Here is a 13192-nt window from a genome sequence, read left to right as displayed (position 1 = left end):
GGGGGGAGCGGCTCACGGGGGAGGTTCATGTCTCATGTCCGCCATCGGTACGAGTACGGCCCTCGATCGGGGAAGCGACGTCGAGGAACTGCATGATCTGATCAGCACGCGGTTCGCGCCGAACCGGATGAACCTTTTCGACGATTCCGGGCTCGACGGGCGTTTCGAGTGCGCGCACGAGGGATCAGTGGCGCGGTACGAGCTCGGGTACGGCGCGGAGGTCGACGTCACGCCCGCCGACCCACTGGACTTCTACGACGTTCACATCCCGCGGCAGGTGGTCGACCAGGCCGTCTCCGTCAGGCTCGGCGAGCCGCCGCGCAGGCCGCTGTCGTTCGATCCCCTCCTGGACACGAGGGTGGATGCGGTACAGGGGTGGTTGGTACTGGTGAGACAGTTCGCCGAGTTCCTCGACTCCGGACTCGCAGCGCTGCTGGACGTACAACCCCACGCGCTTACCGAGGCGGTGGCAGCCGGCCGCGGAACCGTCGCCATGCCCCGCGCCGTACGCCGCGCCAGGGACTTTTGTGCCGAGCACGCCCACGAGCCGATATCGGCGGCCGATATGGCGCGGGCGGCCGGGCTCAGCGTGCGCAGCCTGCGTGAGGGATTCCGGCGGCACCTGGACACCACTCCGCTGAGTATCTACGCAACGTTCGGCTGAACCTCGTACGCCGCGACCTGGTGGCCGTGGCCGACGGCCGGGCACTGGACAACGTCACCGATGCGGCGCTGCGGTGGGGTTTCATCCACCTGGGCCGGTTCACCGGCTACTACCGGGAAGCGGGAAGCCGACGGGGAGACGCCCTCGCAGACCCTGCGGAACGCTCGCCCACTGCCCCATACAAGCCCGTCTTCCCGGGCTCGCGCTATCCGAAAACGCGCTCGTACCCCCGCCGAAACCGGATAGCTGTCGAGTGGCATGCCCGGCAACGTTGTGGTGCCGCCTACGCGGATCCTGCCAAGTGATTGGTCAACGAGGAGCCTCGATGAAGCGGACGAAGAAACTCGCCTACGGCGTCACGGCCTTGGCCATGGCGGCCATCGGAATGACAGCCGGTGCCACGCCGGCATCGGCCATCGGCGGCCCGGTCAAGGCCACGCTCTTCCACTACGAGGCCTCGGGCTGGTACGCGGTGTCGACCATCCGGTCGGGAGGCTTCAGCAGCAATACCGGGGCCCTCACGCCCGAAGGCTACTGGTACCGGTTCTCGGAGAAGATCTGCACGGGCTCGGCAACTCCCTGATCGCGGCCGAGAAGCGGACGTGCTTCTCCATGATGCGCGCGCATTTCACCATCTGCCGGGGCCGAGGAAATGTCCGCAACGGAAAGGAAACATCGTTCATGAACACGAGGCTGATGAGGAGCATACGGCGGGGCGGGACAGCGGCCGTTCTCGCGGCGGTCTTGGCCCTGTCACTGTCGGCTTGTGGTGGCGGCAGTGGTGGGACGGCGAAGGACAGCAGCAGCTCCTCGTCCTCCTCCTCGGCGTCTTCAGGGGCCGTCAAGGACGGGGCGTCCAAGGGCGGCGGGGGCAAGACCTTCCCCGACAAGAGCAAGGTGCTCGGCACGTTCAAGGGGCCGGACGGCATCGACCTCGTCGTCCACGCGGCGACCAGGGACAGCGGCGGGTTCCTCACGGTCTACGGCGAGTTCAAGAACACCAGCAGCGAGGACTACACCGTCCCGATCGCCTGGCAGGGCCTGGAGCAGAGCGTGGCGATGCACGGCCGGTCCCTGGGCGCCATGACCCTGGTGGACTCCAAGGAGAGGAAGCGCTACTACATCCTGCGCGACTCCGACGACCGCCCGCTGACGACGACCGACTACGCGGACCCGCTGAAGGCCAAGGCCTCCATGGACGTCTTCGCGATGTTCCCGGCTCCGCCTGCCTCAACGACCGAGGTCGGCATCCAGTTCCCCGGCTTCGCCGCCGGCACGATCGAGGTCTCCTGATGGCCGCGACGGCGAGGTCCACCCGGCGGACTGCCGTGCGTACGGCCGGGGTTGTGGCAGCGATCGGCGCCCTGGCGCTCGGGCTGCTCACTGCGCACGCCGCTGCCGATGAGTCCCCCCACCCGTCCGCATCCGCCGCACCACCGCCGCGGATCGACGCGAACGACCCCGACCTCGGGCTCCCGGCCGGTGTCCGCCTCGGGCCCGCCAAGGTGCTCACCGTCAAGTCCGTCATCGAGGACCTCGACGGCACCGAGCGCCGCGAGGACACGAAGACGGACATCAAGGTCGCGCTCCAGTCGGAGGTGCTCTTCGGCAAGGACAGCGCGCAGCTCTCGCCCGCCGCGAACGGCCGCATCGCCGCCGTCGCGGCCGAGATCAAGAAGCAGGGCGCGAAGAAGGTCGGTGTCTTCGGCTTCACCGACAATCTCGGCTCCTCGGCGCACGGCGACGAACTGTCGAAGCAGCGTGCCGAGGCGGTACGCGCCCTGCTGGCCACGGACCTCGCCTCCGCGGGCATCACGTTCGAGGTCCGGGGCTTCGGCGAGCAGCACCCCGTCGCCGACAACGGCACCGAGGAGGGCCGGAAGAAGAACCGCCGCGTAGAGGTCTCGTTCGAGCGCACCGTGGAGAGCGCTTCGTAAGGAAGGCCCCCCACCTCGGGGGGGGCCTTCCGTCTGTGCGGCCGGAGTGCCTCCTGCGATAGCATTCCTAGGGCCCCTAGGGTAAAACTAATACCCCTAGGAATCAGGAGGTCTCATGGCGCGGGCAGGGCTGACGGCGGAGCGGGTGACGATCGCGGGCGCCGATTTGGCGGACGAGGTGGGGCTCGACCGGGTGACCATGTCCCAGGTGGCTCGGCGGCTCGGCGTGAAGGATGCAAGCCTCTACACGCACGTCCGCAGTCTGGAGGATCTGCGCGGACGGATCGCGCTGCTGGCGGCGGACGAGAAGACCATCCGCATCGCCGATGCGACCGCCGGGCGGGCCGGCAAGGACGCGCTGGTCGCGTTCGCCGACGCGTGGCGCGAGTACGCCCACACACATCCGGGGCGCTACACGGCGACGCAGACCCCGATCCCGATCGACCCCGAGCTGGCCGCAAAGGCGGCCGGACCGCGACGCGCCGTCGAGCTGACCTACGGCATGCTGCGCGGCTACGGACTGGCCGAGCCCGACCTGACCGACGCGGTCCGGTTGCTGCGCAGCACGTTCCACGGGTTCGTCGCCCTGGAGGCCGCGGGCGGTTTCGCACACGAGCGTTCACCGCAGCAGTCCTGGGTCCGCGCCCTCGACGCCCTCCACACCCTCCTGGAGCACTGGCCCCCGTCCCGAGAAGGAGACTCCGCATGACCGCCCCGACCACCGGCAGCCTGCGCGTGAACGGCGCGACCCTCCACTACGAAGTACGCGGCCAGGGCCCGCTCCTCCTGCTGATCCCCGGAGGGACGGGCGGCGCGGCCTCCTTCGACGGAGTCGCCGACGGCCTGGCCGCCGAGTACACCGTCGCGACCTACGACCCGCGCGGCATGTCCCGAAGCACGCTGGACGACCCCGAAGCCGAGCAGAGCGTGGCCGAACACGCCGCCGACGCGTTCCGGATGCTGGAACTCCTGTCGCCCGGTGATCCCGCCCGGGTGTTCGGCTCCAGCTCGGGCGCGATCGCCGCCCTGCACCTGCTCACGGTCCATCCCGAACGCGTCGAACGGCTCGTGGCTCACGAGCCGCCCGTGGTGGAGGTCCTGCCGGACGCCGCCGAGCACCGCGCATTCATCGCGCGCGTGCAGGAGACCCTCCGCACGCAGGGGCTCATGCCGGCGATGGCCGTGTTCGCCGCGGGCCTGAAGAAGGACGGCGACGCCCCCGAGCCGCGGGCCGAGGTCAAACTTCCACCGGAGGCTGCGGCACGGATCGAGCGGACGATGGCCAACCTGCCGTACTTCGTCGGGCGCATCGTGCCGAGCTTCATGTCCTACACCCCGGACACCCACCGGCTGGAGACACTGTCGGACCGCCTCGTCCTCGCCTGCGGCCAGGACTCGCGCGGCGAGCTGCCCTACCGCCCGGCCGCGTTCCTCGCCGAGCGTCTCGGCACGGAACTCCTGCACTTCCCCGGCGGACACACGGGCCTGACCACGCACCCCGCCGAGTTCGGCGAGGCCCTCCGGAAGGCATTCCGAGTCTGAAGGGGGATGCGCCGGTTGTGCCGTCCGGGACATGATCCTCCTTGCGCCGGGTTCGCGGCGTGAGGAGGCCGGCGTCTGTGTGGGGACAGGGGAGACGAGGCGATGGAGGGTCAGCTGCTCGGCGGCCGGTACCGGCTGGGGCAACAGCTCGGTGAGGGCGGCATGGGGCAGGTGTGGGAGGCGCACGACGAGACCCTGGACCGGCCCGTCGCCGTCAAGGTGATCTCCCAGCTCGCCGGCGGCGGGACCCTCGGAGAGGAAGCCCGCGCCAGGTTCCTGCGCGAGGCACGCATCACGGCCCGCCTCCAGCACCCCAACATCGTGACCATCCACGACCTCGGCGAATCCGGCGAGGGAGAAGGCAGGGTTCCGTTCCTGGTCATGGAACTGGTCCGGGGCGAGGGCCTGGACGAGGTACTGCGCAGGGGCCCTGTCGAGCCGCCGCTCGTGGCGCGGTGGAGCGCCCGGATATGCGAGGCGCTGGCCGCGGCGCACACCGCCGGGATCATGCACCGGGACATCAAGCCGTCGAACGTGCTCGTCACGCCATCCGGCACCGTCAAGGTCCTCGACTTCGGCGTCGCGCGGGCCGCCGACCCCTCGGCAACCGGCGACCGACTCACCCGGACCGGCTTCATCGTCGGCACGCCCCCGTACATGGCCCCCGAACAGGCGCGCGGCTTCCCCGAGCCGAGCAGCGACCTGTACGCGGTCGGCTGCCTGATCTTCGAACTGCTCACGGGGCGCCTGCCCTTCCAGGCCCCGGACACGGTCGGCTACCTCTCGGCACACCTCACCGAGGAACCCCCGACCCCCGGCTCGGTCTCCCCGAACGTCCCCGCGGCCTGGGACGACCTCGTACTCACCTTGCTGCGCAAGGAGCCCGCCCGGCGCTACCCGGACGCCGCCACCCTCGCCAGGGCCCTACGTCAGCTCGACCACCTTCCGCCCCGGTCCGCGACGATCCCGGCCAGGGTCGCGACGGTGCCCCCGTCGAACCGGAGCGACGCGGTGAAGCGGTTCGGACCCCCGGCGATCCTGCTCGTGCTCGCGCTCACGATCTACCCCAACTGGGCGTCCGTCACCGCCACGGCAGCCCTTCTGGGATGCGCCGCATCTCTCACACCAAGGTCCGGGAACGCGCTCCGCACGGGGGGATACGTGGCCGGGGCTCTGGCGATCGCCAGCGCCGTGTGGGCCACCTTCGGAATCGCCCGAGGCACCATGACCTACAACGGCGTATGGAGCTACTGCATCGTGGTCGCCCTCGCTGTCACGACGTACGCCCACCACGACATCACCACCCGCAGGCGCCCCGCGCCAACGCCCTAGCGGCTCGGAGAGCACGAGCTCGGCCAGCCCCGAGGCGGGCTGACCAGGCCGAACAAGGGGGCACCGCAATGCTAACGGTATTCGCAGAGGTAGGCGGTTTCGACTGCGACCTCGATCTGGAACTTGCTGTTGCCCGGGACCTTGAAATGGCTGCCACTGGAGAAGGTCTCCCAATCGGCGGCGTTGGGGAGCTTGACGGTCAGGGCGCCGCTCACCACGTGCATGATCTCCGGGCTGGCCGTGCCGAATTCGTACGCGCCGGGAGCCATGACACCGATGGTTGCCGGGCCCTGCTCCTGGGTGAAGGCGATCGACTTGACCGTGCCGTCGAAGTATTCGTTGACCTTGAACATGTGCGTTGTGTCCTCTTGGGGAACGAGCGGAAACGGATGGCCGGCTCGTCGCGCCCTGATTACCGGCGAGGGGAAGGTTACCGGTAGCGCACCCCCGTCGCCCTCTTCGTCCTGGGACGCACGGCGCCTCCGCGCCCGAACGCCGCCCGGAAGGCCGTCGAGGCTCAGTGAGTACCCCGTCATCGTCACCCGATAGGCAGGTGGTGGTACCCGAGCGACAGCATCGGCACGCTGTCGCCGTTGAAGTGCCACAGCGCACTCGTGTACCAGAGGACCACCACCACGACCGCCAGCGCGCCTCCGGCCAGTGGCAGGGCCCAGCCCGGCAGACGCCGACTCTCCACCAGCAGGACCTTGGCGGCGAACGCCCCGTAGAAGAAGCAACCCGCGATCGAGTGCACTGCCACCCGTGAGCCGGTCAACTGCACGCCATACGCCCGGACGCAGTGCACCGCGATCGGGACGGTGAGGGCGAACAGCACCACGCCGACGATCCGGTGGATGATCGGCACCGGTCCCGGTACCAGGTGCACCCCGGGCAGCCGCCGGTACATCCACAGCGCCAGCAGCAGCTGAAGAGCGGCCAGCCCCAGGACGCCGGTGGCGAGTTGTGCTTTGAGACGCAGCGCATCGGCGCCTGCCTGGCCGAGCAGTGTTGCCGTGTACTCCGCCATGTTCGCCCGGCCGAAGAGGAAAACGGCGACGAACACGACGGCGGCGACCACGACCGCCAACGCGATAGCGAGCCTGGCTTCAGGGCGGCGCAGAAGGGGCCGGGCCTGCGACATGGTGCTCCTCGTCTCAGAACGCTGACGGTTGGCGGTACGCCATCCCTTGTACTCGCCTCGTGCGACAGATGTCGGCCCACGCGGCCGTAGCGATCTCGCTACTTGTCGGCGCGGCCGACGCACGCGGCGTGGGCGCCGTCGATCTCGTCGCATTCGACCTCCGATCAACCGGCGCTACGGGCAGGAGCTGGCGCCAACAGCACGGCTCGCCGAACTCGGTGACGAGTACACCTTCCTCGAATACGGCGGCGACGCAGCGGTAGCTCAGACCGATGCCTTGCCGCAGTCCATCCCCACGTTCCCCAGAACATGAACGTTCCGACCCAACGCACACGGACCGACCCGAGAGTTCCCCCTGAACAAGCTTCAGTTCCCTGAACACCAGGCGACCGGCTCACCCGGCGGGGGACTCGTAGGCCCGCGTGTTCCGGTGGAGGTCTGGCACGATCGCGCGGTGAGCGATGCGAGGCTGCTGGCCGCGGAGGCCGTAGAGGCACATGTCCGGGCGTTCTTCGAGGGGCATTCGGTTGAGGTCGTCGCATCCGACCTCGGGCCGGACCGGCGCGATGTGGTGCCCGACCTGCGGGTCCTCGTGGTGAGCCCTGTTTCCCGCTGCGACAGCTGGTCCTACGTAACCGCAGGCTGCTGGGCCGCGATGGAGAAGGACGGCAACGGGCTTGAGTTCGTCATGGCCGCCCACGTCCGCGACCAGCGGTTCATCGACCTCATGACCATGATCGCCTACTACCACTGCGGAGGGCATCAGCTCGACCTGGAGCACAGCATGCCCATCGGTGAACCATGGGTGCCGGGCTCGACCTGCGACCACCTGCTGATCAGTCTTCCCTATCTCCACGGCCCTGACCTTGAGCACTGTCCGCTGCCCGGAGGGCACGCCCGCATCCTGTGGACCCTGCCCGTGACGGCCGCCGAAATCGAGTTCCGCAGGCACGAGGGCCATGAGGCGTTGGAGCTGCTCCTCGATGCGGCGGGGATCATTCCCACTGACCCTTCCAGGTCATCGGCGGTGTGAGCCGCCGGCCGCCCCTTTCCCTCGCCTACGCCGCGGGCCGAAGACGTTGCCCTTGCCGCCAAACGAGAGCGGACCCTCTACGAAGCCGTCCAGGACTTCCGCCTCGCGGCGCGCGGCACTCTCGGTAGAACCAACTGATCCAGGGACTCCGAGCCCTGCCCCAGAGGGTTGGGCGATTGAGGCGTTGTTCATACTGAAATGTCATCAGGGCCCATGTAGCGTCAGCGCCAGGGGGATGAGATGAACTTCGACGAGAACGAACCTCAGTCTGTCCGAGACGCACGTTTCGCCGCGGAAAGAGCCGAAGGCAGAGAGGCACGCAAGGCCGCGTCGCTTGACTCGCGGGGAGCCCACCTTGGCGCTGTAATCGTGACGATCGCCCTGGTTGTGCTCAGCTGGAACGGCAAGCTGGTGGCTCTGGGCATCGTCAGCGGAGTCTTTCTGCTCTGGTTCTTTGCAGCCCTCGCGTGGGCCTACGCCGACGGGGACCATGGCCGGCACGCGCTTCAGCGCGCTTACAACGTCACCTTCGGATGGGGCGACGGGTTCTGAGTCGCAAGCACTCGACACCTGGCCCGGACGGTCCCGGTAAGGCACCTCGCGGCGCAGGCCGCTACGGGCGGACCCATGGCCGTGTGCCTCAAGTTCCACGTCAGGCGCCGCACCGACGTGGTCAACGATCGCCCCCCAGATCAACGCGCCAGCATCGCGGCTCCGCGCTCAACGAACCGCTTCATCAACGCGAACGGCACCGGTTGCTCCGGATCGAATCGCACGAACGGCGGCTTCTCCACGTCTAGATCACGGGCCACTACAGCTGCCATGACGCCGGCATGACGACGTCTTGCTGAAAGCAGTAGTACTCGCCCTCGTCTTCCCAGACTTCTGACGCTCGGCGCGGTGGGGGTGCGCCGCATCCGGCAGCTGGGCGGCCGTCCGGCGCGCTCGGGCGCGCGGTCCCGGGAGCTGGCCGAGTCAACCCGGCAGCTCGAGGGCGCGCGGGGCGGCGGCGAGCCGCCCCTTGACGTCGGGCGCCTCCGCATCGGGCCCCTTCCCCGGCTGCGGGACCCAGTTGACCTCGGCCTCGATGTCCTGCGCCTAGTCGAGGGCTCAGCGCGGACTGACCTGATCCCCGCTGGTCGGAGGGCGCACAGGCCCTGCCGGACGAGCGATTGCGGCCGGGGGTGCACAGCTATCGGGGATATCAGGTCGCCCTGAGGAGGCCGCTGTGGGCCTGGAACTGCCCCAGGGGATGACGGTGCTGGTCATCGGCTCTTTCGAGGGCACGGTGCGCATTTCGGGCGCTCTACCCCCCGCGTGTACGCCCTACGCCTCGCTGGGCTCAGGTCTGCACACCCGCGCCGCACTGGGGGAGCACGACGGCCGGGCCTCAGGGAGCCGAGTCCGTGGTCGACCTGGACGAGGTCCTCGGTGCCCGAGGCCGGGCCCTCGCCGACGCGTTCGCCGCCGCCGCGGGCTGGGCCGAGCGGTTCACCCCCTCGACCGGGGGCTCGCCCGCGCCTGTGCGCCCGGGCCCGTGGTCTGCCCGCAGACGCTGGGGGCGTGAGAGATGCTCTGCGCCGGCCGCCGGCGCCGTGCCGCTGCTGTCCGCCGCCGGTATCTGGCCGCCGAGGTCGGCTGGAGCGAACGACAGCTGCGACGACGCTTTCAGGAGCAGATCGACTGCCTTCCTGGGCGGCGCACACGCCATCCGGATGCGCGTGGTCGACCAAGTTGGTGAGTTCCCCCCATAGTTCTTCTACGCGCACGAGGAAACCGGCTTCGTCTGGCGGGCGCTCGACGCCGGCTGGGAGATCGGCTACGGGCAGCCTGCTGCGACACCCCCGCAGCGCAGCGTCCCACCACGCGGTTTACTGCCGGAACACCGGGCGCGACCGCGTCTGGCTCGCGAAGCGACACCTGGCCGCCGTTCTGGGCCCCGGTCTACCTCCCCACCTGGGCGACTTACACCCGGCGCACTCGCCGACGCCGAGATGTGACACCGGGCCCGATCAGGGAAGCGGCAGCACATGGATCAGCCACAGCAAAGTGGCCTGGCAAGGCGTTGATGGCCATGCGCTGGGGCAAGGCGAGCGCAGGGCCGGCCACCCACGAACAGGCCATGTCGGTGAGCTGGGCTGTGAGAGCCTCCGTGCGGCGTGCGTGGCGACGGTGTCAGGGCCGCAATCTGCTCGGCAAACGTCTGACCTCCGACGGGGACAGTGCTCGTCCCACCTGCAAGCCGACGTGCTCGCAGGTCGATTCGTACACGTCGGCCTGCGACTTAAGGATCCGTCAGAGTCCGCTGCCAGTAGCCGTGCACTCTCGAAGGTCTCTACCCGCATCCAGAACAGGCCGCTGACACGTCCCGTGATCGCACGGCAACTCGGGTCTCCACTTCCGTCAGCACCAGCGGCCGAAACCCGCTGACTCTCCGGTGGACCGCCGACAGCCTGGAGGGCACAGCTACTCTTGCGATCATGGCTTTGCGACCCGATGAGTTCTACGACCACGCACGCGCGGCCGCGGACGATGAGCTGCGGCTTCCGTTGGCCCGCATGACCGGTTGGGACATCAGCCCCTTCGAGGCGGATGGCCTACGCGTGTCCATGCTCCGTCCGCCCGTTCTGCCCGAGCCGCGGCGGCACGGCGAAGACCCGGCGGACTGCGATGAATGCCGCTCCCGCAACGAAGGCATCTGGCTGAACGACAACTGGCGACTGGCCCGGATACCAGGCGTCGGTGTGCCACTGGTGCTCATGCTGTACCCCCGCGACCACTACGACATGGCCGATCTGCCCGACGAGCTGGCCGCCGAGCTGGGCGTGCTCACCACTCACATCGTCCGCCACGTGCAAGCCCTGCCCCACATCTCTCGAGCCCACGTCTACCGGATCGGGGACGGGGCCGCACATCTGCACATGTGGTTCTTCGCCCGGCCCGAGGGGCAGACCCAGCTGTACGGATCGTGGTTGCCCGTCTGGGACGACCTCCTGCCCGAATACCCGGCAGACGTAGCCGACGCAGATGCAGCCGCCGTTGCCGACGCCCTGACTGCCTCGTACGGGGGTCGCCGCTCGGACCCCAGCGGTCAAAGGGACTTCTGACCCTCGGCTGCGCCGGGCCAGCCGAGCCGGCACCCGCACATCAGTCGGCGAGTGCTACGCCGGGCCGCCCCGCCCCGCCCCGCCCACCTGCCTCACGGTCGCGCCTCGCGGCGCCGCCCTGGCACGGCGCCGCCACATCCCGGTCGGGCGGGGGCTGACCAACCTCCGCCGGCCAGCCGGACTCGGGGAACCCCGGGGCCAACGCCACCAGGGGACATCGTGATGGCAAGATCGTCATGTGATCAGTGAACTGGGCCGGCGTGGCGCGATGAGATATGTCCTGTTTGATGTCGATGGCACGTTGATCGATGCCGTGGAAAACCAGCGGCTCGTCTGGCGAACGTGGGCGGAGCGGTACGGGCTGGACCCTGATGAGGTCTACCGGGTGGCGCTCCGGACGAGGCCGATGGAGACCTTTGCGCAGGTCGCTCCGGACCAGGACCCTCACAAGTGCCTGGCCGCACTGCACGAGCTGGAGGACGAGGACGTCCGGACCGGCGTCTACGCGGCTTTCGACGGCGCCTCGGAGCTGCTGAACGCTCTGCAGCCCGGGGGCTGGGCTCTGGTGACCTCGAACTACGAGCACCGGGTGCGCGGACGTTTCGCTCGTACGGGCTTGCCGGTACCGGAGGTCCTCGTGGACGCGGCTGCTGTGGAGGAGGGCAAGCCGTCGCCGGTGCCGTATCTGCAGGCAGCCGAGCGGCTTGGTGCCCGACCGGAGGACTGCCTGGTCATCGAGGACGCCCCTTCCGGGGTGCAGTCGGGGCTGCGTGCCGGCATGACGGTGTGGGGGGTCAACACCCCCGCAGCGGTGGACGGCGTGCATCGCCACTTCGCCAGCCTGCACGAAGCGGTCCGCGACATCCTCGACTTCGCCTCCGGACCTCACTCGCACCGGCTGGTGTGATCACACAGTTGGGGACGTCTTTCCCGTGAGAGCCGACGTCCCCGACCGGGGCAGACCGTAAGCCCGGCCAGCCCTGGCAGACGGGACGCTGACCGTCACGGCGTACTGACGCACCGATTTGACGTTACGTCAATTTGCGCCGCCGTACGGCATTTCGACGTCCTCAGCCGACCGCATCATCGACCACCTCGGTCCTCTCCTGGCAGTGCAGCTAGGCACCGCTTCGCCAGAGAGGCCGTACTCATCGTAGACGGCACCCTGTCCCCACCCGCGTCCAAGAACCACAGGCACTCCGCCAACCATCAGGTCGTCATCGATGCCGACACTCGCAGGGTCGTCGTGGCCGGCCAGCCCCTGGCAGGCAACGGCAACGACTCCAAGGCCTGGGCGCAATCCGGAGCCAAGCCCGCCGTCGGGAGGACGAGGACGATCGCCGACGGCGGCCACCAGAGCACCGAACGGCGTCATACCTCTGCCGCCGCCGTGCCGACGAGGGCGAAGTAATTCCCGACTGAATACAGGAGACACAGCCGCTCACACCAGGTCCGTGAACGGGCCCGCCGATCAGAGGGTCCGACCCTGGAGGCCCCACTACGTGCTTGGGCTGTCAGCGCCGTCCGGTTATCAAGCGCGAAACAGGGCACGTGGAGGTTCCCGAAGTCCTACGGCCCCTACTCCTCGGCCTTCACGTCGCGACCGCCGAACGGCGCCGCCCGGCCGCAGCGGACTGAACCACCTACGGAGGCCCGCACGTCGCAACGCCACAGCTGATCGCTGCCTTGCCTCGCCTGTCAGAGGCGCTCGATATGGTCCATGCCATGACCTCAAGTGATCATCTGCTCGACCTGATCCGGAGCACCCCGGAGATCGATCTGCTGCTGCGGACGTCGTTCGGCTTCGACATCGGGCGGAAGTATTACGGCGAGGGGTTGAGGCTTGCCTCGGGTGCACCGCTGGAGCCGATAGCCGGCGAGTCGGCCGGCGGGGCCTACTTCCTCTGTGCTGAGGAGGGCGGCCGTCGGCCGGTGGTGTTCGCGAGTTCCGAGGGAGAGGGCGGGCTGATCGCCGACGACCTGGCGGACGCACTGGAGATCATCATCGGACTTGAATGGCGGGACTGTCTCGGGTTCTCCGGCGGGGGCGACGTGCAGGTGATGCAGGTCTCGGCCCAGCACCTCGAACGGTACCTGGCCCGCGGCAACCCGGAGATCGCCGAGGAACGCGCCCGCGTGGCCGCGGCCCTGTCGCTTCGTGTCGTGCCCGTCGCCGACCTCGTCATCCGCCTGCGCGAAGCCGCTGCTCGAACCGCGCCGGAGTACGTGGTGACCACCGCGGCCGGGGAGGCATACGACCCACCATTCGGCGAGTACTCGGAGCCTCGCCACGGTGGCTGGCGCTGAACCAACCGATACCCGCTCACCCGTCACGACACGGCGGTCAGCCGGTGCCGGTCCTCCGTGCCGCGCTTCTGCTGACCGCAGGATTCACGACGGCCGCCACGGGAACGGCTTCGGCGGCGGGCGGCAGAT

At 69.0% G+C, this 13192-nt stretch carries 15 protein-coding genes and 1 pseudogene; 13 read left to right on the top strand and 3 right to left on the bottom strand.

Annotated elements, in window-relative coordinates; all coding sequences use genetic code 11:
- The first annotated feature begins 34 nt into the window (after positions 1–34).
- The 7 genes from ACFTXQ_RS13050 to ACFTXQ_RS13020 all read left to right on the top strand — a co-directional run bounded on the left by ACFTXQ_RS13050 (position 35) and on the right by ACFTXQ_RS13020 (position 5475).
- A complete protein-coding gene (locus ACFTXQ_RS13050; protein WP_382639500.1) occupies positions 35–664 on the top strand; it encodes a hypothetical protein in 630 nt (209 codons plus the stop codon).
- A 325-nt stretch (positions 665–989) separates the two neighbouring features.
- Positions 990–1247 carry a hypothetical protein gene (locus ACFTXQ_RS13045; RefSeq protein ID WP_382639497.1) on the top strand — a complete coding sequence of 86 codons (258 nt, stop codon included), beginning with the start codon at positions 990–992 and terminating at the stop codon, positions 1245–1247.
- A gap of 161 nt (positions 1248–1408) precedes the next feature.
- Positions 1409–1957 carry a hypothetical protein gene (locus tag ACFTXQ_RS13040; protein WP_382639495.1) on the top strand — a complete coding sequence of 183 codons (549 nt, stop codon included), beginning with the start codon at positions 1409–1411 and terminating at the stop codon, positions 1955–1957.
- Positions 1957–2601, top strand: a complete 645-nt coding sequence (locus ACFTXQ_RS13035) for an OmpA family protein (RefSeq protein ID WP_382639492.1) — start codon at positions 1957–1959, stop codon at positions 2599–2601. Before ACFTXQ_RS13040 ends, ACFTXQ_RS13035 begins: the two co-directional genes overlap by 1 nt.
- A gap of 115 nt (positions 2602–2716) precedes the next feature.
- Positions 2717–3310, top strand: coding sequence for a TetR/AcrR family transcriptional regulator (locus ACFTXQ_RS13030; RefSeq protein WP_382639489.1), 594 nt, complete (start codon positions 2717–2719; stop codon positions 3308–3310).
- A complete protein-coding gene (locus tag ACFTXQ_RS13025) occupies positions 3307–4143 on the top strand; it encodes an alpha/beta fold hydrolase (protein ID WP_382639486.1) in 837 nt (278 codons plus the stop codon). The genes ACFTXQ_RS13030 and ACFTXQ_RS13025 overlap by 4 nt, the downstream gene beginning before the upstream one ends.
- A 102-nt stretch (positions 4144–4245) precedes the next feature.
- The gene (locus tag ACFTXQ_RS13020; protein WP_382639484.1) at positions 4246–5475 is read left to right on the top strand and encodes a serine/threonine-protein kinase; all 1230 of its coding nucleotides are present in this window, start codon (positions 4246–4248) and stop codon (positions 5473–5475) included.
- 71 nt (positions 5476–5546) lie between these two features.
- Here the strand turns inward: ACFTXQ_RS13020 and ACFTXQ_RS13015 are convergent, their stop codons facing one another.
- The gene (locus ACFTXQ_RS13015) at positions 5547–5828 is read right to left on the bottom strand and encodes a pyrimidine/purine nucleoside phosphorylase (protein ID WP_382639481.1); all 282 of its coding nucleotides are present in this window, start codon (positions 5826–5828) and stop codon (positions 5547–5549) included.
- Between the two features lie 185 nt (positions 5829–6013).
- A complete protein-coding gene (locus ACFTXQ_RS13010; RefSeq protein ID WP_382639478.1) occupies positions 6014–6616 on the bottom strand; it encodes a DUF6529 family protein in 603 nt (200 codons plus the stop codon).
- A gap of 454 nt (positions 6617–7070) precedes the next feature.
- Here ACFTXQ_RS13010 and ACFTXQ_RS13005 point away from each other — a divergent pair, with 454 nt between their 5' ends.
- Both ACFTXQ_RS13005 and ACFTXQ_RS13000 read left to right on the top strand, forming a co-directional pair.
- A complete protein-coding gene (locus tag ACFTXQ_RS13005; protein WP_382639475.1) occupies positions 7071–7649 on the top strand; it encodes a suppressor of fused domain protein in 579 nt (192 codons plus the stop codon).
- Positions 7650–7889: 240 nt separating this feature from the next.
- The gene (locus ACFTXQ_RS13000) at positions 7890–8201 is read left to right on the top strand and encodes a hypothetical protein (RefSeq protein ID WP_382639472.1); all 312 of its coding nucleotides are present in this window, start codon (positions 7890–7892) and stop codon (positions 8199–8201) included.
- Between the two features lie 140 nt (positions 8202–8341).
- On the opposite strand, the gene ACFTXQ_RS12995 is transcribed toward ACFTXQ_RS13000, so the two are convergent.
- Entirely contained in the window at positions 8342–8473 is a 132-nt protein-coding gene (locus ACFTXQ_RS12995) for a hypothetical protein (RefSeq protein WP_382639469.1), read from the bottom strand.
- Positions 8474–10129: 1656 nt separating this feature from the next.
- On the opposite strand from ACFTXQ_RS12995, the gene ACFTXQ_RS12990 reads away from it, so the two are divergent.
- The 4 genes and pseudogenes from ACFTXQ_RS12990 to ACFTXQ_RS12975 all read left to right on the top strand — a co-directional run bounded on the left by ACFTXQ_RS12990 (position 10130) and on the right by ACFTXQ_RS12975 (position 13063).
- Positions 10130–10756 (top strand): hypothetical protein, encoded by a 627-nt coding sequence (locus ACFTXQ_RS12990; protein WP_382639466.1) that lies wholly within the window; start codon positions 10130–10132, stop codon positions 10754–10756.
- Positions 10757–11024: 268 nt separating this feature from the next.
- Positions 11025–11663: an HAD family hydrolase gene (locus ACFTXQ_RS12985; RefSeq protein WP_382639753.1), complete on the top strand. Its 639-nt coding sequence runs from the start codon at positions 11025–11027 to the stop codon at positions 11661–11663.
- Positions 11664–11733: 70 nt separating this feature from the next.
- Positions 11734–12119, top strand: a pseudogene (locus tag ACFTXQ_RS12980) (IS5/IS1182 family transposase); the annotation flags it as partial.
- Between the two features lie 350 nt (positions 12120–12469).
- Positions 12470–13063 (top strand): hypothetical protein, encoded by a 594-nt coding sequence (locus ACFTXQ_RS12975; protein WP_382639463.1) that lies wholly within the window; start codon positions 12470–12472, stop codon positions 13061–13063.
- The last annotated feature ends 129 nt before the right edge of the window (positions 13064–13192 follow it).

Source organism: Streptomyces sp. NPDC057010 (genome assembly GCF_042673805.1).
Taxonomy (GTDB): Bacteria; Actinomycetota; Actinomycetes; order Streptomycetales; family Streptomycetaceae; genus Streptomyces.
This window is presented reverse-complemented; position numbering and strand designations above follow the sequence as displayed.

Coding starts and splice junctions, on each gene's coding strand:
- ACFTXQ_RS13050 (WP_382639500.1), top strand. CDS start 35: ATGTCCGCCATCGGTACGAGTACGGCCCTCGATCGGGGAAGCGACGTC.
- ACFTXQ_RS13045 (WP_382639497.1), top strand. CDS start 990: ATGAAGCGGACGAAGAAACTCGCCTACGGCGTCACGGCCTTGGCCATG.
- ACFTXQ_RS13035 (WP_382639492.1), top strand. CDS start 1,957: ATGGCCGCGACGGCGAGGTCCACCCGGCGGACTGCCGTGCGTACGGCC.
- ACFTXQ_RS13030 (WP_382639489.1), top strand. CDS start 2,717: ATGGCGCGGGCAGGGCTGACGGCGGAGCGGGTGACGATCGCGGGCGCC.
- ACFTXQ_RS13025 (WP_382639486.1), top strand. CDS start 3,307: ATGACCGCCCCGACCACCGGCAGCCTGCGCGTGAACGGCGCGACCCTC.
- ACFTXQ_RS13020 (WP_382639484.1), top strand. CDS start 4,246: ATGGAGGGTCAGCTGCTCGGCGGCCGGTACCGGCTGGGGCAACAGCTC.
- ACFTXQ_RS13015 (WP_382639481.1), bottom strand. CDS start 5,828: ATGTTCAAGGTCAACGAATACTTCGACGGCACGGTCAAGTCGATCGCC.
- ACFTXQ_RS13010 (WP_382639478.1), bottom strand. CDS start 6,616: ATGTCGCAGGCCCGGCCCCTTCTGCGCCGCCCTGAAGCCAGGCTCGCT.
- ACFTXQ_RS13000 (WP_382639472.1), top strand. CDS start 7,890: ATGAACTTCGACGAGAACGAACCTCAGTCTGTCCGAGACGCACGTTTC.
- ACFTXQ_RS12995 (WP_382639469.1), bottom strand. CDS start 8,473: ATGGCAGCTGTAGTGGCCCGTGATCTAGACGTGGAGAAGCCGCCGTTC.
- ACFTXQ_RS12990 (WP_382639466.1), top strand. CDS start 10,130: ATGGCTTTGCGACCCGATGAGTTCTACGACCACGCACGCGCGGCCGCG.
- ACFTXQ_RS12985 (WP_382639753.1), top strand. CDS start 11,025: ATGAGATATGTCCTGTTTGATGTCGATGGCACGTTGATCGATGCCGTG.
- ACFTXQ_RS12975 (WP_382639463.1), top strand. CDS start 12,470: ATGGTCCATGCCATGACCTCAAGTGATCATCTGCTCGACCTGATCCGG.